This window comes from Leifsonia sp. T36S-04, assembly GCF_042465655.1.
GTDB lineage: Bacteria > Actinomycetota > Actinomycetes > Actinomycetales > Microbacteriaceae > Leifsonia.
The window spans coordinates 2952651-2978067 of record NZ_CP146286.1 but is presented as its reverse complement, the minus strand read 5'-3'; the positions used below and the strand labels follow the sequence as shown (position 1 = coordinate 2978067).

The following is a 25417-nucleotide window of genomic DNA, read 5'->3' as shown; positions in this document are numbered from 1 at the left end:
CGCGATTAGTCCGTGCGGTCTGCAGATTCGATGTTCACACCGCTGACACCTGCGGACGTGAGAAGAGTGACGAGGCGCTGAGCCTCTTCGGTTGTTTGGTGGATACGGCTCCGTATCTCGTCGGTGCCGCTGACCAGCTCAGGGCTGCCTGAGGACAACTGGACCTGGAGCACGATCTGCAAGCGTTCGAACTCGCGCTGGAGCACGCCCAGTTCTCTGAGCGTTCCGAGAAGGTTGATATCGGTGCGTTCTGCCGCCAATCGCGGCCGGTAGAAGCTCGCCGGCGTCGCGGAAAGCCAGCAGTCGAACTCGGCGGCCGTCATTCCCTGAAAGTCGGCGCTGAGATTCGGCAGGTCCAGCTCGAGTTCCGGAGTGGCCATAGGAGCCAGCAGAAACGATGGCGGCACGTTGAGCGCTCGCGCAATGTTCAACAGCTGGCTGACGCTGATGTCCGCCTTTCTGCCTGACTCGATGTTCTCGAGGATCGCCGACGTGACTTTTCCGCCTTCGACGGCATCTGCGAGTTCGCGCGTGGTCCTGTATCCACGCTGTCTGCGCGCCATCTTGATGCGCGTTCCGATGCTCGTCCCAGATCTGAAGTCCACCATTTCGACAGGCTATCGCCTTTCCGCTTGTCAAAACAGAGAATGAGCTGTACCGTCGATACAACAGACAGACAGTCTTCTAGTTGTCGAAACGGAGGATCAAGAGATGACAGGAGAATTCATTCGGCCCACCGAGGTGGCCGAAATCACCGGGCTTTCCGTAGCGGCGCTGGCGCAGCTCCGCTACAAGGGAAAAGGGCCCCGCTACTACAAGCCCACGCCCCACAGCGTCATCTACAAGCGGGCGGAGGTGATCGCGTGGCTGGAATCGAGTGTGCAGACCGGGACGGCAGTTCTGGCGTGACGACTCCAAAGAGTGGAGCCCGCTCGGCTACCGCCATCGCCATCGACAACTATCTGGTGCCGGTGGACCCCATGGACGACCTACAGTGCGAGAGCTGTCAGTAGAACACGCCGTCCACTCCGGCGTGGCACACCGGAACTGACCCCCGTCCGGGGGTAGCGTCCGGCAGCAAATGGAGCGGCTGTCTCTCACCTGCCTGAGCGCGGCGCCCGGCTCAAAGATTGAGTCAGGGCGGCGGTAACGCATCGTGACTATGACTCCGCGCACTCAGGGTCGAAGTCGCTGCACTCTCCGCTTCACCCAGGCGATCCCAGGCGATGACCTAGCTCGCTGGCGCCGCCACCCACACCACGCTCACCACCTTTTCACCCAGCCGGGCCGTCCCGAACACGGCCGCGCCCGGCGGTTGCTTGTTCCGATGGGTCTTTGACCCGAACCCGAGCCCTTCGCAAAAAGCCACCTCCATTCAAGGAAGGTTGTGAACTTGTGGCTGAAGGAACCCAAGTCCGCACGCGTGCGGATGCCCGCCTGACGGAGTTGCTCCGTGAAGTCGACACCCTGCGGCCGTACGTCCGCTTTCAACTGCGCGGCTGGCCGAATGAGGTCGACGCGGTTCTACAGACAGCCCGGGAGACGGTCTGGCACCGATCCTCCACATTCGACCCGCAGCGTGGGTCGCCTCACGCATTCGTATTCGGCATCACTCGCCACGTCGTGCTGAGGGAGATCGAGCGAAAGCACGTCCCGATCGACGACGTTCCGAACGACGTCGAGTCCGCCTCGGAAATCGACCCGCTGGAGGTGATGATCCGCCGGTTCGACGCACACCGGTGGATGGTGCTGGTCGCCGACTTCGTCGGCCCATCCGACTGGCACGTGATGAGCGACCTGAGCCTGGCAGACGGCGACGCAGATCGGGTGGCAGGAGCACATCACCTGTCCAGGCGCAGTGTCCGCACGATTCATGACCGTGTGTGCCAGACCGCACGAACCGTGCTCGCCGCCCTCGCGGCCGCGGACGCGGGACTACCGCTGACGGGGTCCGTGGTCGTATCCTGCGTGCCCGAGATCGGCGGGTTCCGTGAGGTCGCAGAGATGATCAGCGACGACGCCGGCACCATCGCCGCGAGATTGCAAATCCATCCCGGCTCGGCGCGGGCACGAATCGCGACCGCGAAACGGCTGCTGATGATCGCCCGGACCGTCCTCGAACAGGAGGTGGCAGCGTGATCGGCGTCGGGACGGCCGTCGCACAGGCAGTCGCCCATCCGAAGACGACTCGGAACCTGATGATCGTCGCGGCCGTCATCGTCCTGGTCGTCCCTGTCGCGCTCGTCGCTGTCCCGGTCACCCTGGTTATCGCGATAGGAGCTAACGGGTTCGGTGGCGGTGGGGGAGCGTGCGGCGCATCTGCGCCTTCCGTGGAAGCCGGCCAGAACGTGGACGGGTACGGCCCGGAGCAACTGAAGATCGCGGCCACGATCATCACCGTCGGACAGCAGATGAGCGTGCCCCCACATGGCCAGGCACTCGCGTTGATGGTCGCTATCGGAGAGTCCGGGCTGCGGAATCTCGATCATGGGGACGCTGTCGACAACACCACCATCGGCGTCTTCCAGCAGGGGGCCGGATACGGCGCTCCTACGCAGCGGATGGACCCGGCGACTGCGGCCGCCGCGTTCTACACACGCATGTTGCACGTCCCGGACTGGCAGACACTCGCTCCAACGCTCGTTGCGCACGCGGTCCAGATCAACGCCGACCCGAACCACTATGCGCCGTTCTGGACGTCGGCCGAGCACGTGTTGGCTGCTCTGACCGGCGCGAGCGCGGGAACCTGTCAGGTGCCCGCGGACGCCCGCGCCGCCGCCGCGGTGCTGGTTGGTGCGATCCAGGCGAAGAAGCTGAATTTCCTCGAGCCGCGCTACCAGCAGCAGGTCATCAATATGGCGGACGGGACCGCGACCCCCGGGCTGCGCGATCGACCCGCACGTCCTCCGACTGATCGTCGTCGCCGTCCAGTCCTTCCAGCAGGTCGGAGTCAGCGACCTGAACCGGCGCTGCACGGGCATGACCCCCGGCGCCGGGACCGCGTCCGCGCACTGGAAGGGCAAGGCGGTCGACTTCTACGCGATCAACCGACAGTCCCTCACCGGTGCCGACGCCCTTTCGGTCCAGCTGATCCACGTGCTGGACCCGTACGCCCCGCACGGATCATCGCTTGGTCAAAGCGATTGCCGCTCCCGCGCTCACGTGTCGCTCGGTGTGCTCGTGAACTTCACCACCGAATTTTCGGATACCTGTAACCACCAGCACATTCAGGTGCCCTGACCGACGAAGTCTGAAGGTGCGCGCCAAAAGCTGCCCCGAACCGGAAGTTCTAGGTGAAGGCGCATACGAAACCGAGGTGAATCGAGATGAACAAGAAGCTGATCGCACTCGCGGCGCTTCTCCCATGCCTGGCCCTCGTCGGCTGTGTCAGTGCGACGCCCACACGCAGCACGTCGTTCACCACCGTCGCACCGGCAAAGCCGGCGCCGACGTCGACGACCGCGAAGGACGCCATGCCCGCTGCGTCGGGAATCGTCAGCAGCGTTTGGGTCGATGTCTACCCGGGCACCACCTTCAAGGCCAAGCACGGGTGCCGGTGCACCCTCCCGAACTCGTCTTCGGAGCTCTTCCCTGGGGGAACGCCGGTCCTGCTGCTCAAGGTCACGATGACCGGCAAGTGGATCCCCTCCCAGGGCAACCAGGACTTCCAGGACGTCACCGGCGCCACCCTGAAGGACACGCAGTTTGACGGCCGCCCGGAACCCGCCGTTCTCGACACTGCCGACGGGCCCGCCGCAGCCAAGTCCGCTGGCCTGCCCTGGCTGCCCAGCGGTCTCTTCCACGACCAGTCGACCTGGACGATCCCGAACGAGAAGGGACGATCCTTCGCCGCCGCCTACTACGTCCCCACCGGAGTTGATCAGCTTGAGCTGGCCGTGAACATCCCGTCGGAGAGCAAGGCCAACATCCTCACCGTCCCCCTTCCAGCCTCTGCGACCGGCGCGGCCAACACCAACGGGGAGTGAACGACATGGATCTGATCTTCAACCTCCTCCGCCTGCTGGCCCTGATCGGCGTCGCCCTGCTCGGGATCCTCGCCTCCGGCTACTTCGCCGCTCGACGGATGCGCGAGACACAAGAACCCGAACCTTCGGTCGACCACACGGAAAGGAATACCAAATCATGAACGCACTCAACGAAGCCCTCGTCGCCGTCCACGCACGCATCATCACCGTGGCGGCTGTCCCGAATCCCCGCCCGGACTTCTCGGGCCCGGGTGTGGGAGCCTTGCAGTCAATCGCGAACGTCGTGTTCGCGATCGTGCTCATCCTCGGCGTGATCGGCGGTCTGATCGCCGGTGGGTTCATCGTCGTCGGTCACGTTTCCAGCAACGGCCGCGTCCAGAAGGCCGGAATCGTCGGCGTACTCAGTTGCGTCGCCGGCGTCGCCATCGCAGGCAGCATCGCCGGGCTCATCAACTGGGGCCAGTCGCTCCACGTGGCGTGACCATCATGCTCGCCACAGCCCCGCCGGACCCGTTCACCCCGAACTACGGCTGCTTCGTCGCCGACTTCGGATGCCAAGCCTCACAGACCATCGCCCAGTTCATGGGCTCCACTATCAAGAACCTCGGCGACTTCATCGCCACCATGATCGCCGGCTCATTCGACACGAACATCGACCAGAGCAGTTGGGAGATCGCGCACTCGCAGTTCGTGTTCTGGATCGCTGTCACGGCTCCGGTGATTCTGATCATCGCGCTGGTCCAGATCGGGATCGCAATGATCCTGCAGGACTGGTCACGGATCGGCAGGACCGCTGCCGGCGCCGCTCTGGCCATCCCGTTCTCGGCGATCTGTGTGTGGGGGATGCAGAAGGCCTCTGGCGTCACTGATGATGTCACCCACGCGCTAACCTCCACCGTCCAAGGCGGCGACCTGAGCCAAAGCCTGCTTCGCGTCGTTGGCCTTTTCGACGCCCCGAAGCAGATCCACGGTGCCGTCATGAAGACGATGCAGTTCTCCCAGGACGGCGTGATCTGGGGCATGGCCACGCAAGGAGCACAGGGACCGGGCTCCGTCGGCGAATACGTGATGGCCCTGCTCATCGTCGGGCTGATGATGATCGCCTCGCTGTTCCTCTTCATCGCCATGTCAATCCGCGAGTTCGGGCTCCTGGCCTTGGCGGCGATGGCCCCGGTCGGGTTGATGATGATCGGCCAGCCCAAGCTCACCGCCTGGGCACAACGCTGGCTGAACCTCTCCGTCGGACTTCTCATCGCCAAGCCCCTAGCCGCCGGAGTCGTCCTGCTCGCGGTCGAGCTGACCAAAGCCAGCCTCAGCATCGGCGTCATCCTCGTCGCCGCAGGCGCCGTCATCGCCGCCTCGTTCAGCCCGTTGTGGGCGACGAAGCTCGTCTCGTTCGCCGGTGCCGAGGTCGGCACCGCCCTCCATCACCGGTTCTCCGTCCGCGACCAGTTCTCGCGCGCGAGCACCGCCTCCGCACCCGTCCGCACCGCGGCACGGATCGTCAAGGTTGGGAGATAACTCATGACCACCCTCACCGCTGACCAGTTCATCACCGAGGAAGGCGCACCCCGGGTCCGCTTCGCGGCCCGGGAACGTCGCGGGGTGTTCCTCGGGCTGACGTTCCTGCAGCTGGTCGTGATCGGTGCCGCCGTCGCGGTCGTGCTCTCGACTCTGTTCATCGACACCAGCGCCATCTGGGCCGTGCTCCCGATCGTCGCTGTCGTGGTGTTCTTCGCGCTTGCCACCTACCGGCGCGAACCCGTCATCGTGATCGCTGCCCAAGCTGCCCGCTACATACGCCGGAGCCTGACCGGCCAGACCACCTTCCGCCGCGATGTGTGGTTCCGTGTCACCGTCGCCTCGCTCAACGTCGGTCACGCCCAGGTCGCCGCAGTGACCCCGGTGGTGGCCTCGAAGTTCCTCCTGCCCGGAGCGCTCGGCGACGTGCAGATCGTGCAGATCCCGGGCGCGGGCGGCTTCATCTACAACGCCCGCGGGCGGCTCGCTTCCGTCACCGTCAAGGTCGGCTCCAGGGCATGGGCGCTGCGCGACAAGGGCACTCAAGAGGCGGCCTATGACGGGTTCGTGGAATGGCTCAGTTCGTTGGAGAGCTTGCCCGGGGTTCGCGAAACCACGATTCGGATCCGGGTCGACCGGGCCTCCTCGAACGAGTTGCGCGACTACCTGGTCGTGCGGGAGAACGAACACAATCCGCAGGTCACCGCCGAGCTGCGCGAGCAGTATTGGGCGTTGACCCGAGCGGCGTCAAAGCGGTCGATGGGATTCACGAACTACATCACGCTCACCTTCGACACTGCCGTGCTAAACAGCGCCATCCGCGACGCCGGCAAGGGCCTCACCGGCCTTGCCGCCGTGCTGAAGGAGCGGGTGTCGGGTATCGAGACCTCGATGGAGCACGCCCGGCTCACTCCGGCCGGCTGGCTCACCGCTGACGAGCTCGACGAGTTGAACGCGCTGTCCGCGGATCCCGTGGCTTCGGCGACTCGGCGTGAGCAGGACTCCGGGATCGTATCTGCGCCGTCGCCGGTGATGGGGATCGACGAGGGCTGGGATGCGATGCGTGTGGATGAGTCCTGGCACCAGACATTCTGGGTCGCTGAATGGCCGCGCACCGACGTTCGCACCGGATTTCTAGAACCGCTCCTGTACGCGGGTGACGCGACGCGGGTGATCACCCTGCAGGTGCGGCCGGTGGCCACGCACAAGGCGCTGGCCCAGCTGAATCGTGCCCAGTCGGACATGGAGACCGCAGCCACGATCCGGATGAAGCTGTCCTCCCGGATCCCGCTCACTCACCTCCGTGAAGAGGAAGACCTGGCCGTGCGGGAGCACGACCTCGTCGACGGGTTCGGCGACGTCCAGTACCGCGGCTTCGTCACCATCTCCGCTGAGTCCAAGGACGCCCTTGCCAAAGCGCGGACGGACATTGAGCAGGCCTCGCATCCCGCCCGGCTCGTCCTCGCATCAATGTCCGGTCAACAAGCTGCCGGCTTCGTCACCGCGGCGCTTCCGGTGCCGCTGGAAGGGGAATGAGATGGGGCAGTCAGCCGTCATCGGTCGCATCCCGGCGAATGAGAAGCCCGGCGCCAACGGCCGCCACCGCCTACCCGTCTCCGAGGACAAGACCTCCAACTGGAAGCTCCAGACTGCAGAGTTCCCGGCGTCGAAGATGCCGGCCTGGGGGTGGAAGCAGCCGCACAACCTGCGTGGCCCGCTGCGCGCCACCCCACCGGCCCACCGCTGCTCTTCGAAGGTCCTTGGTGGTGCGTATCCGTTCCTGGCAGAGACCGGGGACATTCTCACCGGTGCGTACATCGGAGAGAACCTGCTCTCCCGGGCACCGTTCTGCTTCGACCCCTGGGACGCCTACTCCGCCGAAGCCGTTCGGTCCCATTCCGTCGCAATCCTCGGCGTGAAGGGGACCGGGAAGTCGATGCTCGCCAAGTCCTGGTCGTCGCGCCTCGCGCGACTGGGCCGCAAGATTGCGGTCCCGCACGATCCGAACGGGGAGTGGATGCGCGTTGCCGCGTATGTCGGCGGCACCTCCATCTCCGTCGGACCGGGTAAGGCCGCCCGCATCAACCTCCTCGACGAAGGACCACGGGACGCGTCGTTCTCCGATGAGGACTGGAACCAGAACGTCCTCCAGTACCGGCGCGCGACCGTGAAGACGATCATCCGCCGCCTCCGCGAAGGCGGAAACCTGGAACCGGTCGAGCACACCGCCCTCGACGTCGCCCTCGACGCCCTCCGCGGCAACTCGACCGTCACCATCACCCACGTCTACGACCGACTCGTCGACCCCCACCAGAGCCAGCCGCTCGAGGTGGTCGAGGCTGGCCACCGGCTCGCGCACTCGCTGCGCCGGATGGTCTCTGGCGACCTCACCGGGTTCTTCGACGGACCCTCCACCGTCCGCTTCGACGCGGACGCACCGATGATGGTTGTCGACACCTCCGCGCTGAAAGGCGCATCACCTGAGGCGCAGGCGCTGGCCCGGCTGGCGACAGCGAATTGGATCCGCCGGTCCTCTCTCGGTGCGAATCGCCAGGCTCGGGTGATCATCCATGAGGAGGCCGCCGTTGAGCTGCTCAACGATGTCTCCGGCGGCGACGGCCTCGCAGACCGAGTCGAGGACGAGAAGGTCGCCCGCCACCTCGGCACCTCCAACTGGTACCTGCTACACCGGGTTGCCGACCTCGATGCGCTCGGCGACCGCAACAGCGCCCTCCACTCCCGAGCCCTCGGTCTCTTGGCCGACTGCGAAACCCGGATCTCCTACGCGCAGCACTCGGGAGAGATCGCCCGGTCGCGGGAGATCCTGGGCTGGAACGACACCCAGGCCGACCTCGTCCGCAAGCTCCACAAGGGCGACGGGCTCTGGCAAATCGGCCAGGACCGCGTCGCGAAAGTCCGCAACATCTGCACCGACTACGAACTCGGAATCTTCCGCACCGACGCGATGGGCGGGGAACGAGCATGAGAAACCACGGCTCCTCCTGGACGCAGGCCGCTCTCTATAGCCTTTTCGCGATCGTCGTCGCGGGCGCACTTGCAACCGGTGTCGCGAGTGTGACCATCACCGCGACTTGCAACGGGCGCGGACAGCCGGCCAGCGTCTTCGCCGGCCTGCAATTGGCAATAAGCGGCGATCCCAGCGGGTTCGCCCTGGCGCCCGGATGCACGGCGCCCGCGACGTTGATCTGCGTCCTCGATCTGCTTACCGTCTTCATTCTTCTCAGCGCCATTGCAGTCGGGGTGATCTGGTGGCTTCGGTACCGGCAGTCGGACCGGTACTTCATTCACGAGCTCCGCGGACGCGACGGGCTCGCCAAGCCTGGCGAAGTCCGGAAGCACACGTCCGCCCGCACCGCCTTGCACCGCGCCAAGACGCTTCGCCCGTCGCTGGTCGATGCGTCGCCGTCTTCCGCAGGGTGGAAGGTCGGCCGGGCCCACGGGCAGGACGTCTACGTCTCGATCGAGGACTCGATCGTCGTTGAGGGCGCGCCCCGTTCCGGTAAGGGTTACCGGTTCGTCATCAACGCCATCCTCGACTGGGACGGCCCCTTGATCACCACCTCTACCCGCAACGACAACCTCTCCGCCACGATGCGCGAACGCGCCCGCGTTGGCGAGGTCACCGTCTTCGACCCTCAAGAGCTCACCGGTATTCGCTCCGGCCTGCGAATCTCGCCGGTAACCGGATGCGAGGATCCGCTCGTCGCGGACCAGCGCGGTCAGGCGATCATCGCCGGCACCGCGCTCGGAGCGTCCAAGACCAACCAGGAATGGGCGCAGGTGTCCTCCAATGTGTTGTCCCGGCTCCTGCACGCCGCTGCCGTCTCGGGCCGCGGCACCGACGCCCTAGCGCGGTGGGGATCCAACCCACGGATCGCTCGCGAAGCCGTCAGCGTGCTCGCCAACCAAGGAACGCCGGGCTGGTCAGAGGACCTGGACGCGATCATCAACGGCGACGAGAAGCTCCTGGCCAACACCTGGTTCGGTGTCTTCGGCGCACTCCGTCCGCTGTCCATCCCCGCGATCCGGAAGGCGATGACGCCTGGACCGGGAGAGCAGTTCGATCTCGACGCATTCCTCGCCGGCTCCAACAGCCTCTATCTCGTCGGTACCGGTGCTGGCGCAGGCTCCGTGGGTGGGTTCCTCGGCGCGATGCTCGACGACATCGTCGAGACCGCGCGCCGCAAAGCGCTCGCCTCGCCTGGCTCCCGCCTCGGCCTTCCGCTGGCTGTGATCTTGGACGAGATCGCGAACATGTTCTCCTGGCCTGCGCTGCCGCGGATCATGGCCGACGGAGGCGGCATCGGCATCTCCACCATCGTCGTCCTCCAAGCGCTCTCACAGGCCGAGACCGCGTGGTCCCGCTCGGAGGCTGACACAATCTGGTCGGCCGCAACGGCCAAGCTTCTGCTCGGTGGGGCATCCGACGTCGACCACCTCCGCGACATCGAATCGCTCCTCGGCACACGACGAATCCGGAACACCGGGCACTCCTACAACGACAACGGGTCATCGACGAACGTGCAGAGCGAGAGGGTGCCGGTGATGACGATCGACGAGATCCGCCGCATGCCCGAAACCGTGGGACTCCTCGCGTACCGGAACCGGCGCGGGATCCTCCTCGACCTACGGGGCTGGACCGACCGCGACGACGCCCGACAGGTCAGCGCGGGCAAGAAGCTCACCGAACTCGACCAGCAGGTCGTGTTCGCCGAACAGTATCAAGCCGCGCTCGACCGCCGCGGATCAGCAAGGGAGGGAAACTGATGTCCAACCGTCGCCGCCCCGCCCAGGACAACACCTACCGCAGTCGCTACCTGCGCTCCGGGGCCTGGTTCGCGCGCCGCGACCGCTGGTTCCTCGAGGAAGAGCACCACGACGGCACCATCCGGTGCGCTCTCTGCCTCGGCGCCGGCAGCGCTCGCTCTCTCGAGCTGCACCACCTCGATTACCGCGGCGTCACCCAAACCCCGTATGGCTGGACCGCCTACGAACGCCACGAGGACCTGACGGCGCTGCACCCGCGCTGCCACGAATACGTGCACCAGCTCATCGAACGGGACCGGGCCCTTTCCGGGTTCGTCTCCCGCCGCACCGCCTCCATTCAGGCGATCGCCCGGCTGCAGGCGAAGATCGCTCACTACATCGAGGCATCTCTGGAGCAGCAGTGAGCGACGACATCCCGCTCGACGACCTCGTCGCCGCGCTTGCCGACGGATGGGAGGACCAGGCGCCCCGGCAGAGTCCGGGGATGCTCGGCATCCGCGTCATCAACTGGCGCACCCTCGAAGACGAGGAGGCCCCGCAGGTCTGGACCGACCTCCGGAGTTGGGTGGTTTGGTTCACCCACCGCTACAACATCGCTACGCGGAAGATCCCGCCCTGCTGGTTCAAGCACGGCGCCCTCGTCGAAGAACTCTCCGCCCTGCACACCGCATGGCTGGTGTCCTATGACAGCCTCGACGCCGGCTACGGACCCATCGGCTGGCACGAACGCCTCGCCGTCGCCATCCCGCGACTGGCGACTTGGTACAACGGCGAATGCCACAACGGCCACACCGAACTCCCACGATCCGGCGACGACGCCGTCCCGGGCGAGTGGGCCAACTGGATCCTCCAAAGTCACGCCCATGAGTGAGCGTCGGCGACGCGATTTGCGCGCTCCCTGCGCGCATTCTCTGCGCTCGAACCGGAAGTTCTAAGTGAAAGCGACCCCACCAGTGGCCGCCGAATTGAAAGGAACAGAACAATGAGCACACGAGTCCCGATCAGCATCGAAGGCAACCTCGTCGCCGACCCCGACTACGGCGAATCCCAGAACGGCACCAAGTTCGCCAAGTTCACCGTCGCCGTCACCGACCGCAAGCTCGAAGACGGCAAGTGGGTCGACGGCGACACCCAGTACCACCGCACCACCGTCTTCGGCCGCACCGCCGAAAACGTCCGCGCCAGCCTCGCCAAGGGCGACACCGTCATCGTCAACGGCAACCTCGAGTTCCGCCACTGGAGCGACCAGGCCACCGGCGAACCCCGAGCCGCCACCGAAGTCGTCGCCGACAGCGTCGGGCCATCGCTCCGGTACACCACCGCGGAGGTGGCACGCCGCGCCCCAAAAGCTGACGGCCCGGCTTCCACCGGGCCGATGCACACCACCGAGGCCACAGCAGCCGCTTCTATGCAGTAAACGGAGAGAGCGTGGGGTCGATTTGACCCCACGCTCTTTTCGTTGCCATCGAAACTCGCTGAGCGAGCACTGATCAAACGCTGCCGAGGGATGCGCGTGTGATCGATCTGTAACGGTTACAATCGTTACATGATTGCATTGCAGTCGCTCCCGGACGACGAGTTGGAAGCGCTCGCTCGGAGGGTGAGAATGGAGTTGTTGGAACGCCACGGATCCACCCATCGCTGTTTCAGGTGTGGACGTAACTTCGTGGCGCGAAAAGGTGCGCGCTTCTGCTCGGGAACATGTCGCGTTGCGGCTCACCGCGAGGGAAGAGGGAAATGACGTCACCCGAAGTTCTGACAGTGCGCGCAAGCAGGCGGTACGGCACCCAATCACCGCTCCGTTACCCGGGCGGGAAAGCCGCCCTGGCCGGGCTTTTTAGTGATCTCATCCTGGGGCTCGGCCTTGAGGGTGCGACTTACGTTGAGCCTTATGCGGGTGGTGTCGGAGCAGGCATCGCTTTGCTTCGATTGGGGGTCGTAGATCGCCTTGTGATCAATGACATCGACCCGGCAGTCCACGCCTTCTGGACGTCCGTTGTGCATGACAACGATGAGTTGGTCCGCCGAGTACGAGAGACCCCGTTGACCGTTTCCGAGTGGAGACATCAGCGCGAGGTCTATCGATCTGGAGGGTCGGCAGAAGCCGCCGACCTCGGCTTCGCATTCTTCTATCTCAACCGCACCAATCGCTCGGGCGTGCTGAACGCTGGAGTCATCGGAGGTCAAGACCAGAGCGGGAACTACAAAATCGATGCGCGGTTCAACCGCGTAGCGCTGGAGGATCGCCTGAGCGCGATCGGCGCCGTTGCGGACCGGATCGTCGTCTCCGATTTGGACGGCAGGAGTGTCATTCGTCAGTGGGCCAGTGATCCAAAAGCATTTCTCTATATTGATCCTCCCTATGTAAACGCTGGGTCTCAGCTCTACTTGAATGCATTCGAGTGGCGGGATCATGCTGCTTTGGCGTCTCTGATGGCGGAATGCGGGTCGGGTGCGAACTGGCTCATGACCTACGACGTCTCGCCGGCAATCGAGGCCTTGTACTCCGATTGGTTCCAGTGCCGCCTTGAGCTCAACTATTCAGCGAGATACCCGGGTCGCGCAGAAGAATTGCTAATCGCATCTCCGAGCGTCGCCCGCGCCCTCGACGAGGCTGAGTTCAAATCGTCGGTGGTACCAGCAGGAATCGCAGCAGCGGGCTGACTCGCTGCCACGCTTCGCGCAGCGCTTCAGGAGTAATTACGATGTCTACGCTATGTGCCGCGACATTGAACCACTGAATGGATCCCGGTTTGCTCGTCCCACCTGAGTTGATTTCGTTGATGAAATGCCGCAGCGCCTTCTCAGAGCTGTAGCTCGAGACAACCTGTCTGAACACCACGTTCAGTTCGCCGCTTACCGGAGTGGGCGAGCCCTGGAAGTGTGTCTTGATCGTTGTCTCGAGCAGGCTGCGAAGCAAGATAGCCGTGGCCGCCGGAAAAGTCGAAAGCGATAGCTTCCGTAGCTCGTGATACCTGGTTTGCAGGTTCACCGGGACATTTGCCGTGTAGTCCATCCCGCTGAGGTCGAGGAAATCTCGCGTGTTCGGATGATTTGGTCCGCGTGGAGCCGGCGGCACCGGAGCGGGACCGGAACCTGGGTTTCCTCCTCCCGGATTCGCGGGCGCTCCGCCCGTGGGAACCGGCGAAGGTGGAGTAGGTGGTGCCGGCGGTGCACTTGGGCCTGGAGCTGCAGGAGAGCCCCCTGATCCACCGGGTGATGTTCCAAGGAGCTTCGCCAGGAGATCCTCATTCTCATCAGAACCGCGCTTGAACTCTGGAGATCGGGTATTCAGTTTGCCTGCGCGAAACTGCGTTACGAGGTACTCGACTGCAGCGCGTTGACCCGACGTGAGACCGGCGCCAATGTCGGCAGGCTTCTTCTCGGTGGGCTCCGGGAAGCCATCCTTGGTAAATGCGATGCCGATAGCTGCCGCGATGTCCTTCTGCCGATATGCGTACTCGAACGCGGACATTTTGAGGTCGTCGCTGGCAGCGAACGCATGCAGGCTTGCGTCGTTGAACTTTACGCCGGTAAGGAAGAGCCTCATCGAGGCCATTCGGATGAAGCGTGGAATATCCACGCCAATGAAGGTCGCGCGCAGTTGCTCTACGGTCGAATCCGCCAGTCGCGAATAGTAGAACGTGGCCTGCTGGTCGCGCGTCCAGGAACGTTTGGACTCGCCTGTGTGAAGGCGGGCGATGTGCGGCGCGGCGACATCGCGTGTCGGCGCGACGAGGACGCGAATCGAGGTCGGTAGGGCACTCGCCTCCTCCGCATAACGCTTGAGCATTTCATGCAATTGGCGCTCATGGCTCGGGATAATCGATGGGTCTTGCATGGCCTTGAGCGCGCTCACCCGCCGGTTACCTTCTTGGACGATGTAGGTTCCGGGTGTGTCTTCAGTAACGATTGGAACCTCGTTGTCAAAGTACCCATTGCGAAGAATCAACCTCGCCGCTCCGATGACATCCTCGCTTTCGAACAGGTATGCCAACGCCTCCGCTTCGTCATCGCGCCGCGTCGGAATGCGGTAGTTTTCCAAGTCAAGCTTGAGCCGCGTCAACGGAACGGTTCGCATCGGAAGCGGTTCGTACGTCATTGGCCCTCGCATTTGGACGATCTAGGTTCTGAATTTAGGCTCCCCTTCGCAGCGCTCGTGAGGAACCGACACCATCACAAACGTAGACGTACTAGTCCATGTCCGGGGAAGAATCCGTTACCCCCGAAAAAGGGGTGCACAAGCGTTAGATTGCGCTCCGCGTTGCCAGCGCATCGGACGGTGGGTAGACACTAATTGCATGAACCAAGAGCCGGAACCTCGCCCCTGGGGCGCCACTGGAAGCGAGGCGGTGCTGCTTTGTCGAGAATGGATGCTCCATTTGGGTGCTGCCGACACCGTCGTGGCCGCGGACGACGAGAGCAAGGTCTGCGACCTCTATAGCTCGCGATATCTCGCATGGGTTGAAAGCCGCCGGGGCAACCTCGAGCTTGGTCTGGTTGAACGCGCCTCGACCATCAGCTCATCGGACGGCCGGCTGCCGCTGATCTTCCTCGCCGGAGGTGTCTTTCCAACGGTGCAGGATCGTGCCAATGCTCTGGCCGTAGGGCTGCTGCGTTTCGACGCACGCGGCGGTGTTCTCGACGGGGCGAACGATATCGGTCGACGTGCGCTCGCACGTGGACTTTTGGTGGCGTAGTCGTCCCACTCACTGCAGCGCGGGACCGTTCCTAGCGGGGCGCAGGTCGCTGGTCACCGGTCCGGTCTGGGAGTGGGCAGCGCGGTGGAGTTCGGTCCGCGCGGCCGCCCGCGACTTCTCGATGGTCTCCTCCCCGGACTGACGCTGCATAGTTTCCACTAGTTGGGTCCGAGCCGACGACTCGGTCGCAGCAACGACAACCGCTTGATTGCTGGTCTTGCCTCGTGTCATTCCTACGTACAAGCCGGCCGCTTCCACGCCCGGGCCGACAATTGATCGATCTGTAGTCTCGCCCTGCACGCCGTAAACGGTCGTGGCGTATGCCAAGTGGAGGTTTGACCCCGCATACTCGTGGCTGATCTTTCTCAGATCTGTCGAGTCGTTCGCGGACGCCAGCATTACATGCTGCGGAGTTACGCTCCTCACCACCCAGTTCTGTCGATTCTGCACATCCATCGTGCTGTCGTTCCGTCGCGTTTGGACGACATCACCTACAAAGATCGGCTGTCCAGCCTGCCCAAAAACCGCTCTGCTGGTGTCGACTGAACCGGCCGAGATTCGCCGAGCCTGGATGTCCTCGCTCACCGATTGCGCTTCGGCGTGGGTCGCGGCGACGATAGCGATTGACTGGTGCATTCGGGCGGCGTCAAACCACGCAACCACGAGGGCATTGTGAGCTTCAGCCTCGCTAGTTGAGAGCACCACGTGCCCTGTGCTGATGAGTTCCTCCGCGGTACGCACTGCTTCGTCTAGGTCGTCTGGTTGCCGAAGTCGAAGACTCAGATCGCCCCACGCTGGGTCTTGGAATCGATGGATAGTCAGGAGTTCGACCTGGCGAGTTGCGCGACGCCAGAAGAGGGCCATGGCGCCCGAGTGACCGACCGGAAGCGCTTGGTGCTGGTCTCCGACCAGAGCGACGCATGCGCCAGTGCGGCCGACGACGTCGAGAAGGGCGTTCGCCGCCTCGAGGTCAAGCATGCCCGCTTCGTCCACGACAATGCGGTCTCCCGGTCGAATCGCGATGCGCGGACCGAGGTAATGGGTTCCGGTGGTCGGATCAAGCTCACCGATCGTGAGGCATGACCACTTGGTGGCCCCGGCTTGATCACTGATCCATCGCCATCCGTAGTCGTGCAAGAGCTGATGGAGCGAGGATGACTCGCTCCCGGTTTCGCGTCCCGCGACAGCTGAAGCCTTCTTTGTCGGAGCGACGATTATCATCGCCCGGCCGTTACGACGGAGCGCCGCTCCCGCCACCTTGAGCATGGTCGTCTTGCCTGTGCCCGCGGCACCGGAGATCGTCACCACTCGGTCGGTACCTGCGATCGAGGACGCGCCCTCCAATTGCCCTTCGTCCAACACGCAGATGGGGTCAATGGCTTTCGCTACCTCGGTGATCTCGGCAACGGAAGGCACCGAACCAGGCACAGCGAGGGACTCGGTGCGATGCGCGACGGTGGCCTTGAGAGTGGCAGTGGCAATGGCCATCCGGCTCTTGATGTGTGGGGGAATGTCGTCGTCTGACAGCAGCGTCACGGTGTGCGTCCGAGTGGCGTAGGCAGTCACTTCGTCGACGACTTCGGCTAGCTGTGCCCGATCATCGATCACGCCCGATGCGGCGATCGCGCGGATGGCTCCGGCTCGAATGTCCATGTCGCTGAATCGCCCTCCCGTCCCGGTCGACCGACCGTCCGCATCGACGATCGCCTTCGCCGCGAGAAGCTCGATGTCCAGGTGCTTAACCGCGATCGAACGTGCCACCTTTGCGTCTCGTGGACGTCCGAGTTCCGGATCGGCGTGCAGGAGTTCGTCCATCACAATGGACGTCCAATCCGCCTCGTCCAGATGCCCCGGTTTGTTCGGACGGTCGGCCGCCCATGCCCACTGATCGATCTGGGTCAGAACGGCGGCGGAGGGCTCCTCGCCGGGGTGGTGTTCCCTCCACTCGCGGAGGTGAGCTGCCTTATTGGCTTCGATCTGCGCGGAGCGCTTCGACAGCGGCCGCACCAGGTGCTGCAGCTGTGCGATCTCCCCGTCCGAATTCAGAGTGAAGCCCTTCGCTGCAAGAGCAGCGACCCATGCTGTGTCGGTCCTGGAGGCGAGGTCGCCTTCCGCGTTTACGACGTTCTGGAACCGGAGAGCGACGCGGGTGTCGACGTTGGACCACTTCCCGTCGGCCCCTTGGACCTTGACGTTCAGCCACAGGTGGCGGTGCTTGTGCGGGTCCAGCGAGCGGGACCGCTCGTGTCGCAGCTCGACGACTTCGATACGAGCGAGGTCCTCTCGGATGGAACCCTGCTTCCCGCGGCGGGCGTTGAGCTCGGACTGCCACAGCTTGATGATCCGGTCGCGCAACCGGTCCTGGAGATCCTCGTACGCGGCCGCCAGCTCCGGGTCCAGCATCGCCGCGATCGAGAACGACTTCGGCGCGTTGATCGTCGCATCCAGAATCAGATCAGCGACCGGCGATTCCAGATCTCGGCCACGCCGTTCACCGGTGAGCGGGTCGACACCGTCGACCCAATCCTTCAACTGCGAGCGGGTGAGCAGGTCGTCACGGATGGCACCGTTCTCGACGATGTACCGGGTCATCACCGCGTCGGCGTAGCCCGCCGCGGCGAGTGCGCCGTCGGCAGTCTTGGCCGTCAGGGTCGCGTCGCAGACGCCCCCGAAGGCGTAGTGCACCGCCTGCTTGACCCCTTGCGCTCGCTGTCCGCGCTTCCAGCGCGCCACTCCACCTCTCACACTTAGAACTTCCGGTTGCACGCTCATTTTGGCGCGCATCGCGCGCGCACATCTCGAAGAGTGCCTACGTGCATTGCCGTTTCCCGCTAGCTTTTCCCCCCGGTCCCTTCTCTGTCTGGTGTTCCCCCGGTTCCTCGGTCACTTAGCATCGGCCTTATTGGTTCGGGAGGTTGGTCTTTATGGCTAGACGTTTCCCTCGGGAGTTCCGTGTTCGTGCGATCGAGTTAGTCCGGATCAGCGACCGACCGTTGTCGCAGGTCGCCCGCGAGCTCGGCGTCTCGAACAGTGCGCTCTCGAGATGGGTCGCGGAGGACGACTTCGCCAAAGAGCAGGCGGAGAAGGCCTCTGGCGTGGTCCCGATCCTCGACGCAGACGAACAGGCCGAGCTGGTCCGGCTCCGTCGTGAGGTGCGCCGGTTGGAGACGGAGAACGAGATCCTGAAACGCGCGGCGGCGTATTTCGCGAAGGAGAACGTGCTCCCAAAACATCTTTCCGACTGATCGAGAAGCTGACGGCTGAGGACCCGCACCGGTTCAAAGTCGCGACGGTCAGCCGGCTGTTAGGGGTCTCCCGCTCGGGCTACTACACCTGGGCGAAGCACCACGTCTCGGCGAGGAAAGCCCGGGATGAGGAGATAGCCGCGGTGATCGCCCGGCTCCGATCGGAGAAGGGCGCGTTCTTCCACACCTACGGGTCACCCAGGATGCACGCCGAGCTGCGGATGGGCCACGGCTACCGGATTGGGCGGAAACGGGTGGAGCGGATCATGCGCGAGCGCGGCTGGGCCGGCGCCGTCAAACGCAAGTTCCGGTTCCGCACCAACCCGGCCACCAGCGAGGACAAGGTCAACCGCAACTTCCATGTTCCCGGCCCGAACCGGCTCTGGCTGGGCGACATCACCGAGCACCACACGGCCGAGGGGAAGGTCTACTGCGCCGTCGTCCTGGACGCTTACAGCCGGCTGGCGATCGGCTGGTCGATCGGATCCCGGATGACCGCAGACCTCGTCGTCGACGCTCTCCAGATGGCCCGCTGGAGGAGGTTCGGGGTCCGTGGGGCGATCATGCACTCCGACCACGGTTCCCAATACACCTCCTGGGCCTTCACCTCCCGCGTCCACGAAGCCGGGCTGATCGCCTCCATGGGCAGCGTTGGCGACTGCTACGACAACGCGATGATGGAATCCTTCTGGTCCGGCATGCAGATCGAACTCCTCGACAGCCAGCCCTGGACCACCAGACGGCAACTGGGGACCGCGATGTTCTCCTGGATCGAAGCCTGGTACAACCCGCGCCGCCGGCACTCCTCGTTGGGCTACCACTCACCGGCGGACTACGAGAAGATCGTCCCGACGACAGTCACCCTGGCTGCCTGAAACGACACATCAAACTGTCCGAGGAACCGGGGGAAGATCAGTCTCCTTCTCGTTGTCGGTTTCTTCTCTTTCGTCCCTCCTCGCCTCATCTGTCTCTTCCACTTTGTCTTCTCAGCTCGTGTTCAACTCGCCTCGGTCGCCGGCTATCTCGTCACTCATTGATCCGTTGTGCACACAGGAAAAAGACCCGCCCTAGATGGACAGGTCTTCTTGGTCTCGCGCTGGTGGGTAGTCGCGGCCGCGGATGATTGCCGCGACTAGCCGTGTGGGCAGTCTTCAGGACTCGCTCTACCGTGTCCCAGATGGCTGTTGCGTCTTCGTCCGCCCATCCCGTGATGTAGCCGATGCTGTAGGTGTCGAACGCGCGGCGGCCAGCGACGATGAGCAAGGCATCGACTGCCGAGCTCACTCCTACCGGTGAGGGCATGCCCCGCTACCAAGCCGCTGACCGTCAGGGTTTTGGGCAGTTCGGACAACCGGCCGGACGTCCTCGTCGAACAGCATGGGTGCTCCAGCGTGCGTTTCGTAGTTGTCGACGAGTGGGGCACCTCAACTAGGTGCTCCCGCAAACGGCTGACCGCATCTACTCGTTGCCCCGTCTGTGCCTTGGTCTTCAGCCACGCCATCGCTTCTTCGCTGTGGCACGCGACGCTTCTCGCTGATGAGAATGCTGATTGCGGCTCGACGGTTGTGATGGTCACATCATGAGTCGCCGGCCGGCGGGTCGGCGGTTTCGGTCGCCGCTTCGCCGTGTTCGGCTTTGGGGTAGTTGCCCATGCGCTGGTGTGTGCTTCGCACCAACGGCTCCTTGCCCTCGCGTTCGGCACCTACGTAGGTCCCGACAGCGTCCGGCTCGGGTCCAGCCCCCGCTTCTTCTGTGTACTGTCCGTGGACCTTGCGGATTTCCGCCGTCTCCGGTTCTGCTTGCGTGTATCGCCCTTCCAGGTTGTCGCGCTCGTTCATTGCCACCATCTCCTTGATTGCGCTACCGCAATTGTCCCACCTCCTGCCGCGAATCGACCCCGCCAAGACGGTATGGTTCGCCCTGGATTATCGGCGGCGGTGCGACCGGAGGATGGGTGACGATGATCTGGGAGATGAGGCGCTCCCGACGGCGGATCTCTTGATGCGCGTCGGAGCGCGCCGCACCCCGGGCCGAGGGCGGCGTCGTAGGAGGCAAACGCGGTGTGCCCTGCGACGTGTGCGCGGAACCGACCGCCGGGAATCGCCGCGCGCGAGGATGCGGTGGGGATCGGGAGCGAATGCAACCATCATGGAGTGGTGGCGGCACCCTGTCGCCTTGAGGAATACCGCAAGCGGAGCGACGGTACGCCGGAAAGCCTGGCACGGAATGGTTGGGCATGCGCAATGCTGCAACGTCCATTCTGATTGCGCTTTCGCAAGTATTGCATCATGATGACTTTGTTGGCGCAGTGAGCGAACTGGCTCGGTAGGAGGTGTGGGATGACTGACGACACGATTCCGGCCTTGGGGGCGGCTTGCGGCCGCCAACGTCGGCGTGCGATCTGGGCGAGATTTGGCTGAGTTCAAGGGCACCTTCGTGCGATCGCAATTGGCAACGGCTTTGTCGCCATCCCGGTTGCAAATCTGCCCCGTTCCGGCGAGGTCGAGGGTCCGATCACCACGAAACGCGTGCGGTCTACCGCGTACTCGACCGCGGGCTGGCGTGTCGGGCGCCAGCGGTTGCCGGTGGCGTAGCTGGCAAGAGGGCATCCCTGTCCGCACAAGCGTTCCGATCGTGGAGATGGCAGTTGTCGGGTTGCTCGATCGAACGGTCCTTCTTGGAAATGAATCTCCTGCCGTCGGCCGCTGAGGCCAAACACTGAGGAGAAGATCGACATGGTCATCATTGGAGACCGCCCCGACGCAGGCGTCGTCCCGAACAGTGTGCAGCGCAAGGGCAACATCCTCGTGAACTACATCACGTCGACGGATCACAAGACGATCGGGTACATGTACCTGATCTCGTCCTTCGTCTACTTCCTGGTCGGCGGTGTGATGGCGCTGATCATTCGCGCTCAGCTGTTCGAGCCGGGTCTGAACGTGGTGCAGACGAAAGAGCAGTACAACCAGCTGTTCACGATGCATGGCACGATCATGCTGCTGATGTTCGCGACGCCGCTCTTCGCCGGTTTCACGAATGTGCTCTTGCCGCTGCAGATCGGCGCGCCGGATGTCGCGTTCCCGCGATTGAATGCGCTGGCGTATTGGTTCTACTCGTTCGGGTCGCTGATCGCGGTGGCTGGCTTCCTGACCCCGCAGGGTGCGGCTTCCTTCGGCTGGTTCGCCTATGCCCCACTTTCGAGTACGACGTTTTCGCCCGGTATCGGCGGCAATCTCTGGGTATTGGGCCTGGCGCTCTCCGGCTTCGGCACCATCCTGGGTGCTGTGAATTTCATTACGACAACCATCACCATGCGTGCCCCCGGCATGACGATGTTCCGGATGCCGATTTTCACCTGGAACGCGATGGTGACCTCAATCCTCGTGCTGATGGCCTTCCCGGTGCTGGCCGCCGCGCTGTTCGCCCTTGCTGCGGACCGCGTCTTCGACGCTCATATCTATGACGCCGCGAACGGCGGAGCTCTGCTGTGGCAGCACTTGTTCTGGTTCTTCGGTCATCCGGAGGTCTACATCATCGCGCTGCCGTTCTTCGGCATCGTGACGGAGATCTTCCCGGTGTTCAGCCGGAAGCCGGTCTTCGGGTACAAGACGCTGGTTTACGCGACGATCGCGATCGCCGCCCTGTCGGTCACCGTGTGGGCGCACCACATGTACGTCACCGGTTCTGTGCTGCTGCCGTGGTTCTCATTGATGACGATGCTGATCGCGGTCCCGACCGGCGTGAAAATCTTCAACTGGATCGGGACGATGTGGCGCGGGTCGCTCACATTCGAGTCGCCGATGCTGTGGTCCATCGGCTTCCTGATCACGTTCACCTTCGGTGGCCTGACCGGCGTGATCCTGGCATCTCCGCCGCTCGACTTCCACGTGTCCGACACGTACTTCGTGGTCGCGCACTTCCACTACGTGGTGTTCGGCACCGTCGTCTTCGCGATGTTCGCCGGGTTCTACTTCTGGTGGCCGAAGTGGACCGGCAAGATGCTCAACGACCGGCTGGGCAAGTGGCACTTCTGGCTGCTGTTCATCGGCTTCCACACGACGTTCCTCATCCAGCACTGGCTGGGCGTCGTCGGTATGCCGCGTCGGTACGCGACCTACCTGCCCTCCGACGGCTTCACCTGGATGAACCAGGTCTCGTCGATCGGCGCCGGTATCCTCGCGATCTCGATGATCCCGTTCTTCGTGAACGTGTACCTCACCGCGCGGAACGCGCCAAAAGTCACCGTGAACGACCCGTGGGGCTACGGCCGCTCGCTGGAATGGGCGACAAGCTGCCCGCCGCCGCGCCACAACTTCACGTCGATCCCGCGCATCCGTTCGGAGTCGCCCGCGTTCGACCTGAACCACCCCGAGGCCGGAATCCCGATCGGCGTCGGTCCCGCGAAGGACGCCCCCGATGCGGCGACAGCCGATCCCGCCGACGGGAGAATCAAGTGATTCACTAGACCTACCACCGGGCGCGAAAACTTCATCCGCGCATGTCTGGCTACTGCTGCAGCGGTGTGCCCGGGCCGATCGCGTCGGTGGCGACGGACGGCGCAGCGCCGCGTGTTTCGAGGGCGAGCGACGGCATCCGAGTGACGCCGAACTCGTGCCGTAGAACACTGCGTGCGGCGTAGTATCCACGGAGGGCGTGCACGGCGGGGCCGGGCGCGGCGGCCGAGGAGGCGAGGTAGAGGCCGCGGCCGGGCATCCGCCATGGCTCGGTCGAAGTCACCGGCCGGGCGATCATCAGACGAAGTGTTGGCGCCCCCCGACGCGGTGTCGCCGCCGATGTAGTTCGGGTCGTAGCGTTCCATGTCTGAGGCGGAGCGTGAGGAAGTCGCCAGGATCAGGTCCCGGAGCCCCGGAGCGAAGCGCTCAATCTGACGGATGATCGCCTCCGATCGATCGATCGTTAAACCGCACGGCACGTGCGTATACGCCCACAGCACGTGCTTCCCCGCCGGCGTACGACTGGAATCGAACACCGAGGGTTGGGCGACCAGCACATACGGGTCGTCACTGTACCGCCCCGCTGCCACCAGGCGTTCGGAGCGGGCGACCGCCGTCCGCGTACCGCCGAGATGGACGGTAGCGGTGCCGGTTAGCTCCGAGTTGATACAGGGCACCGGGCCGGCGAGTGCAAGGTCGACCTTCGCAACGCCATTGCCTGCGCGGAACCGGCGGATACGGCGCAGGTAGCGGGGCGACAGGCGATCTGCTCCAAGGCGTGCGGCGGCGTCCGCGCTTGTGTCGACAACGATGGCGCGTGCAGCGGGCAGTTCTCCAAGGCTCGTGATGTCTGCGCCTGTGACGACCTCGCCGCCGTGATCGACTAAGTCGGCGATCAGCTCATTCGTAATGGACTGGTTCCCCCGACCGGCACCGGCCAGCCACCGGCGTGGGCGTACGTGGCCAGTGCCAGCCCGGCCGCGGCGGCCGCGAGGCTTGGCAGGGGGAGGTTGGAGTGCGCGCAAACACCGGTGAGCAGAGCTCGCGCCCGCTCCTCGCGGAAGATTCCATTCCCCCACGGGCCGCCCTGGGTAAGCATGGTCGCCCCAAAACGTGCAGCGATGAGGGAATGCTGTGGAAACTGGAGGATCTCGGAACCGGTGAATTGAGAAACCGCGTCGACGCGGTCGACCAAGGGCTGAAGCAGACGACGCCACGCTGGTCCGTCCGCGCCGAGCGATTCCACCGTTCGGTCGAGGTCCGGTAGGCGATCGCCGCGCGGCCTCCGTCGAGCGGCTGAGCATACAGATGGGCGGGACCACGAACCGGATCAGATCGGCCAGCGTGAATTTCCGGAAGAACGGGGAGGCGAAAGCAAGTGGATGTATGGCCGAGCAAATGTCGTGGACAAAGCCCTCCAGTGTGATCGGCTCGGTACGCGCCCCGCCGCCGGGGTCGCATTGCGTTCGTACACGGTTACCGAAAGACCGGCGCGTGCCAGGGTGACGGCCGCGGCCAGGCCGTTCGGTCCAGAGCCGATGACAATCGCGTCGGGGTTCGAGCCCATTCGACGTTTGTACCCTTCGGATCGGAGCGAACCACTTCGAGCCGGGACCAGCATCGGTCTCAGAAAATCTCATTGCGCTTTCGCAAGTATTGCATCATGATGAGTCATATCGGTGCAGTGTGGCACTGGCTCCGTTGGAGGTATGCGATGACTGACGACACGATTCCGGTCCTGATGAAGGGTTGGGGGCTGAAGCGCCGGAGTGGACTCTGGGGGGAGTGTCTGGCTGAGCTGCTGGGCACGTTCGTGCTGATCTCGTTCGGCGACGGTGTTGTCGCTATGGCGGTTGCAGCACTCCCCGGTTCCGGGCGAACCGAAGGTCCGACCACGTTCTTCCTGGGTGCAGGGGACTGGCTCCTGATCACCTGGGGGTGGGCGATGGCGGTTGTGTTCGGCGTGTACGTCGCCGGCGGAGTAAGTGGCGCTCACCTGAATCCGGCGGTGACGCTGGCCTTCGCAATTCGTCGTGGGTTCGCCTGGGTGAAGGTGCTGCCGTACATGCTGTCCCAGCTGATCGGGGCGTTTCTCGGCGCGGCCCTGGTCCTCGGGGTGTACGCCGCGGCGATCGGTGCCTTTGATGCGGCGAGCAAGGGACCGAAGGTCAACGGGCATACCCTCGCCTCGTTCTCGATCTTCGCCACGTTCCCTGCCCCGTATTACGACGGGAACATGTGGGGACCGTTGTTCGATCAGATCGTCGGGACGATGTTCCTGCTGATGCTGATCGCCGCGGTCATCGATTTGCGCAATACGGCCGTGCAGGCCAACCTCGGTCCGCTCATCATCGGCTTCGCTGTCGCGGCGATCGGCATGTCCTTCGGGGCGAATGCTGGTTACGCGATCAACCCGGCTCGTGATCTCGGTCCACGGCTTCTGGCGTGGGTAGCTGGATGGGGTGATCTCGCCGTTCCGGGCGACGGGCCGTGGTTCAGCGGCTACATGTGGGTGCCGATCCTCGGGCCGCTGATCGGCGGCATGATCGGCGTCATCCTCTATGACTTGTTCATCGGGGACATCCTGCACGCTCGTCTTCTGCGTGGCGGGCCCGCGATGCATGCGCAGGCCGAGACTCCGGCACGTCCACCTGGGCCGGACACCACGGAGCCGCGTTCCCGCCGATAGCCGATCGGCGGCGGCTTCGTCACAGGTGCGGGGA

At 64.2% G+C, this 25417-nt stretch carries 25 protein-coding genes; 19 read left to right on the top strand and 6 right to left on the bottom strand.

Features of this window, described 5'->3' with window-relative positions; genetic code table 11:
* Positions 1–5: 5 nt before the first annotated feature.
* Positions 6–608, bottom strand: a complete 603-nt coding sequence (locus P3F85_RS14450; RefSeq protein ID WP_374008544.1) for a helix-turn-helix domain-containing protein — start codon at positions 606–608, stop codon at positions 6–8.
* Positions 609–711: 103 nt separating this feature from the next.
* Between P3F85_RS14450 and P3F85_RS14445 the strand changes: the two genes are divergently transcribed.
* From P3F85_RS14445 to P3F85_RS14380, 14 genes are all read left to right on the top strand, one after another.
* On the top strand, positions 712–909 hold the full coding sequence (locus P3F85_RS14445) for a helix-turn-helix transcriptional regulator (protein WP_374008543.1): 198 nt from the start codon (positions 712–714) through the stop codon (positions 907–909).
* A 426-nt stretch (positions 910–1335) separates the two neighbouring features.
* Positions 1336–2139: a hypothetical protein gene (locus tag P3F85_RS14440; protein WP_374008542.1), complete on the top strand. Its 804-nt coding sequence runs from the start codon at positions 1336–1338 to the stop codon at positions 2137–2139.
* Positions 2136–3215, top strand: coding sequence for a hypothetical protein (locus P3F85_RS14435; protein ID WP_374008541.1), 1080 nt, complete (start codon positions 2136–2138; stop codon positions 3213–3215). Before P3F85_RS14440 ends, P3F85_RS14435 begins: the two co-directional genes overlap by 4 nt.
* A gap of 111 nt (positions 3216–3326) precedes the next feature.
* Positions 3327–3986 carry a hypothetical protein gene (locus P3F85_RS14430; RefSeq protein ID WP_374008540.1) on the top strand — a complete coding sequence of 220 codons (660 nt, stop codon included), beginning with the start codon at positions 3327–3329 and terminating at the stop codon, positions 3984–3986.
* Positions 3983–4147, top strand: coding sequence for a hypothetical protein (locus P3F85_RS14425; RefSeq protein WP_374008539.1), 165 nt, complete (start codon positions 3983–3985; stop codon positions 4145–4147). The genes P3F85_RS14430 and P3F85_RS14425 overlap by 4 nt, the downstream gene beginning before the upstream one ends.
* Positions 4144–4467 (top strand): hypothetical protein, encoded by a 324-nt coding sequence (locus P3F85_RS14420; protein ID WP_374008538.1) that lies wholly within the window; start codon positions 4144–4146, stop codon positions 4465–4467. The genes P3F85_RS14425 and P3F85_RS14420 overlap by 4 nt, the downstream gene beginning before the upstream one ends.
* A 5-nt stretch (positions 4468–4472) precedes the next feature.
* A complete protein-coding gene (locus tag P3F85_RS14415; protein ID WP_374008537.1) occupies positions 4473–5507 on the top strand; it encodes a hypothetical protein in 1035 nt (344 codons plus the stop codon).
* A 3-nt stretch (positions 5508–5510) separates the two neighbouring features.
* Positions 5511–7043, top strand: coding sequence for an SCO6880 family protein (locus P3F85_RS14410; protein WP_374008536.1), 1533 nt, complete (start codon positions 5511–5513; stop codon positions 7041–7043).
* Position 7044: 1 nt separating this feature from the next.
* Positions 7045–8493: a hypothetical protein gene (locus P3F85_RS14405; protein WP_374008535.1), complete on the top strand. Its 1449-nt coding sequence runs from the start codon at positions 7045–7047 to the stop codon at positions 8491–8493.
* Positions 8490–10295 carry a type IV secretory system conjugative DNA transfer family protein gene (locus P3F85_RS14400; RefSeq protein ID WP_374008534.1) on the top strand — a complete coding sequence of 602 codons (1806 nt, stop codon included), beginning with the start codon at positions 8490–8492 and terminating at the stop codon, positions 10293–10295. Before P3F85_RS14405 ends, P3F85_RS14400 begins: the two co-directional genes overlap by 4 nt.
* Positions 10295–10699 (top strand): hypothetical protein, encoded by a 405-nt coding sequence (locus tag P3F85_RS14395; RefSeq protein WP_374008533.1) that lies wholly within the window; start codon positions 10295–10297, stop codon positions 10697–10699. Before P3F85_RS14400 ends, P3F85_RS14395 begins: the two co-directional genes overlap by 1 nt.
* The gene (locus P3F85_RS14390; RefSeq protein ID WP_374008532.1) at positions 10696–11166 is read left to right on the top strand and encodes a hypothetical protein; all 471 of its coding nucleotides are present in this window, start codon (positions 10696–10698) and stop codon (positions 11164–11166) included. Before P3F85_RS14395 ends, P3F85_RS14390 begins: the two co-directional genes overlap by 4 nt.
* A gap of 111 nt (positions 11167–11277) precedes the next feature.
* Positions 11278–11712, top strand: a complete 435-nt coding sequence (locus P3F85_RS14385; RefSeq protein WP_374008531.1) for a single-stranded DNA-binding protein — start codon at positions 11278–11280, stop codon at positions 11710–11712.
* Between the two features lie 320 nt (positions 11713–12032).
* Positions 12033–12959 (top strand): DNA adenine methylase, encoded by a 927-nt coding sequence (locus tag P3F85_RS14380; protein ID WP_374008530.1) that lies wholly within the window; start codon positions 12033–12035, stop codon positions 12957–12959.
* Here P3F85_RS14380 and P3F85_RS14375 read toward each other — a convergent pair.
* Positions 12916–14397, bottom strand: a complete 1482-nt coding sequence (locus P3F85_RS14375; RefSeq protein ID WP_374008529.1) for a hypothetical protein — start codon at positions 14395–14397, stop codon at positions 12916–12918. The genes P3F85_RS14380 and P3F85_RS14375 overlap by 44 nt on opposite strands.
* A 199-nt stretch (positions 14398–14596) precedes the next feature.
* On the opposite strand from P3F85_RS14375, the gene P3F85_RS14370 reads away from it, so the two are divergent.
* Positions 14597–14995, top strand: coding sequence for a hypothetical protein (locus tag P3F85_RS14370; protein ID WP_374008528.1), 399 nt, complete (start codon positions 14597–14599; stop codon positions 14993–14995).
* 9 nt (positions 14996–15004) lie between these two features.
* Here the strand turns inward: P3F85_RS14370 and P3F85_RS14365 are convergent, their stop codons facing one another.
* Positions 15005–17728 (bottom strand): AAA family ATPase, encoded by a 2724-nt coding sequence (locus P3F85_RS14365; RefSeq protein WP_374008527.1) that lies wholly within the window; start codon positions 17726–17728, stop codon positions 15005–15007.
* Positions 17729–17919: 191 nt separating this feature from the next.
* On the opposite strand from P3F85_RS14365, the gene P3F85_RS14360 reads away from it, so the two are divergent.
* Together P3F85_RS14360 and P3F85_RS14355 are read left to right on the top strand one after the other, a co-directional pair.
* Positions 17920–18240, top strand: coding sequence for a transposase (locus P3F85_RS14360; RefSeq protein ID WP_374008526.1), 321 nt, complete (start codon positions 17920–17922; stop codon positions 18238–18240).
* On the top strand, positions 18237–19115 hold the full coding sequence (locus P3F85_RS14355) for an IS3 family transposase (protein ID WP_374010948.1): 879 nt from the start codon (positions 18237–18239) through the stop codon (positions 19113–19115). Before P3F85_RS14360 ends, P3F85_RS14355 begins: the two co-directional genes overlap by 4 nt.
* Before the next feature lie 702 nt (positions 19116–19817).
* Here P3F85_RS14355 and P3F85_RS14350 read toward each other — a convergent pair.
* Entirely contained in the window at positions 19818–20078 is a 261-nt protein-coding gene (locus tag P3F85_RS14350) for a hypothetical protein (RefSeq protein WP_374008525.1), read from the bottom strand.
* An 897-nt stretch (positions 20079–20975) separates the two neighbouring features.
* On the opposite strand from P3F85_RS14350, the gene ctaD reads away from it, so the two are divergent.
* Positions 20976–22697, top strand: coding sequence for a cytochrome c oxidase subunit I (gene ctaD / locus P3F85_RS14345; RefSeq protein ID WP_374008524.1), 1722 nt, complete (start codon positions 20976–20978; stop codon positions 22695–22697).
* 49 nt (positions 22698–22746) lie between these two features.
* On the opposite strand, the gene P3F85_RS14340 is transcribed toward ctaD, so the two are convergent.
* Positions 22747–22977, bottom strand: coding sequence for a hypothetical protein (locus P3F85_RS14340; RefSeq protein ID WP_382322829.1), 231 nt, complete (start codon positions 22975–22977; stop codon positions 22747–22749).
* A 1047-nt stretch (positions 22978–24024) separates the two neighbouring features.
* Positions 24025–24261, bottom strand: coding sequence for an FAD-dependent oxidoreductase (locus P3F85_RS14335; protein ID WP_382322827.1), 237 nt, complete (start codon positions 24259–24261; stop codon positions 24025–24027).
* Positions 24262–24408: 147 nt separating this feature from the next.
* Here P3F85_RS14335 and P3F85_RS14330 point away from each other — a divergent pair, with 147 nt between their 5' ends.
* Positions 24409–25383, top strand: a complete 975-nt coding sequence (locus P3F85_RS14330; RefSeq protein ID WP_374008523.1) for an MIP/aquaporin family protein — start codon at positions 24409–24411, stop codon at positions 25381–25383.
* Positions 25384–25417 lie beyond the last annotated feature (34 nt).

Bases quoted from the DNA above. Each gene is read 5' to 3' on its own strand.
- P3F85_RS14450 (WP_374008544.1), bottom strand. From the start codon at position 608: ATGGTGGACTTCAGATCTGGGACGAGCATCGGAACGCGCATCAAGATG.
- P3F85_RS14445 (WP_374008543.1), top strand. From the start codon at position 712: ATGACAGGAGAATTCATTCGGCCCACCGAGGTGGCCGAAATCACCGGG.
- P3F85_RS14430 (WP_374008540.1), top strand. From the start codon at position 3,327: ATGAACAAGAAGCTGATCGCACTCGCGGCGCTTCTCCCATGCCTGGCC.
- P3F85_RS14420 (WP_374008538.1), top strand. From the start codon at position 4,144: ATGAACGCACTCAACGAAGCCCTCGTCGCCGTCCACGCACGCATCATC.
- P3F85_RS14415 (WP_374008537.1), top strand. From the start codon at position 4,473: ATGCTCGCCACAGCCCCGCCGGACCCGTTCACCCCGAACTACGGCTGC.
- P3F85_RS14410 (WP_374008536.1), top strand. From the start codon at position 5,511: ATGACCACCCTCACCGCTGACCAGTTCATCACCGAGGAAGGCGCACCC.
- P3F85_RS14405 (WP_374008535.1), top strand. From the start codon at position 7,045: ATGGGGCAGTCAGCCGTCATCGGTCGCATCCCGGCGAATGAGAAGCCC.
- P3F85_RS14400 (WP_374008534.1), top strand. From the start codon at position 8,490: ATGAGAAACCACGGCTCCTCCTGGACGCAGGCCGCTCTCTATAGCCTT.
- P3F85_RS14395 (WP_374008533.1), top strand. From the start codon at position 10,295: ATGTCCAACCGTCGCCGCCCCGCCCAGGACAACACCTACCGCAGTCGC.
- P3F85_RS14385 (WP_374008531.1), top strand. From the start codon at position 11,278: ATGAGCACACGAGTCCCGATCAGCATCGAAGGCAACCTCGTCGCCGAC.
- P3F85_RS14380 (WP_374008530.1), top strand. From the start codon at position 12,033: ATGACGTCACCCGAAGTTCTGACAGTGCGCGCAAGCAGGCGGTACGGC.
- P3F85_RS14375 (WP_374008529.1), bottom strand. From the start codon at position 14,397: ATGACGTACGAACCGCTTCCGATGCGAACCGTTCCGTTGACGCGGCTC.
- P3F85_RS14370 (WP_374008528.1), top strand. From the start codon at position 14,597: ATGAACCAAGAGCCGGAACCTCGCCCCTGGGGCGCCACTGGAAGCGAG.
- P3F85_RS14360 (WP_374008526.1), top strand. From the start codon at position 17,920: ATGGCTAGACGTTTCCCTCGGGAGTTCCGTGTTCGTGCGATCGAGTTA.
- P3F85_RS14350 (WP_374008525.1), bottom strand. From the start codon at position 20,078: ATGAACGAGCGCGACAACCTGGAAGGGCGATACACGCAAGCAGAACCG.
- ctaD (WP_374008524.1), top strand. From the start codon at position 20,976: ATGGTCATCATTGGAGACCGCCCCGACGCAGGCGTCGTCCCGAACAGT.
- P3F85_RS14335 (WP_382322827.1), bottom strand. From the start codon at position 24,261: ATGGGCTCGAACCCCGACGCGATTGTCATCGGCTCTGGACCGAACGGC.
- P3F85_RS14330 (WP_374008523.1), top strand. From the start codon at position 24,409: ATGACTGACGACACGATTCCGGTCCTGATGAAGGGTTGGGGGCTGAAG.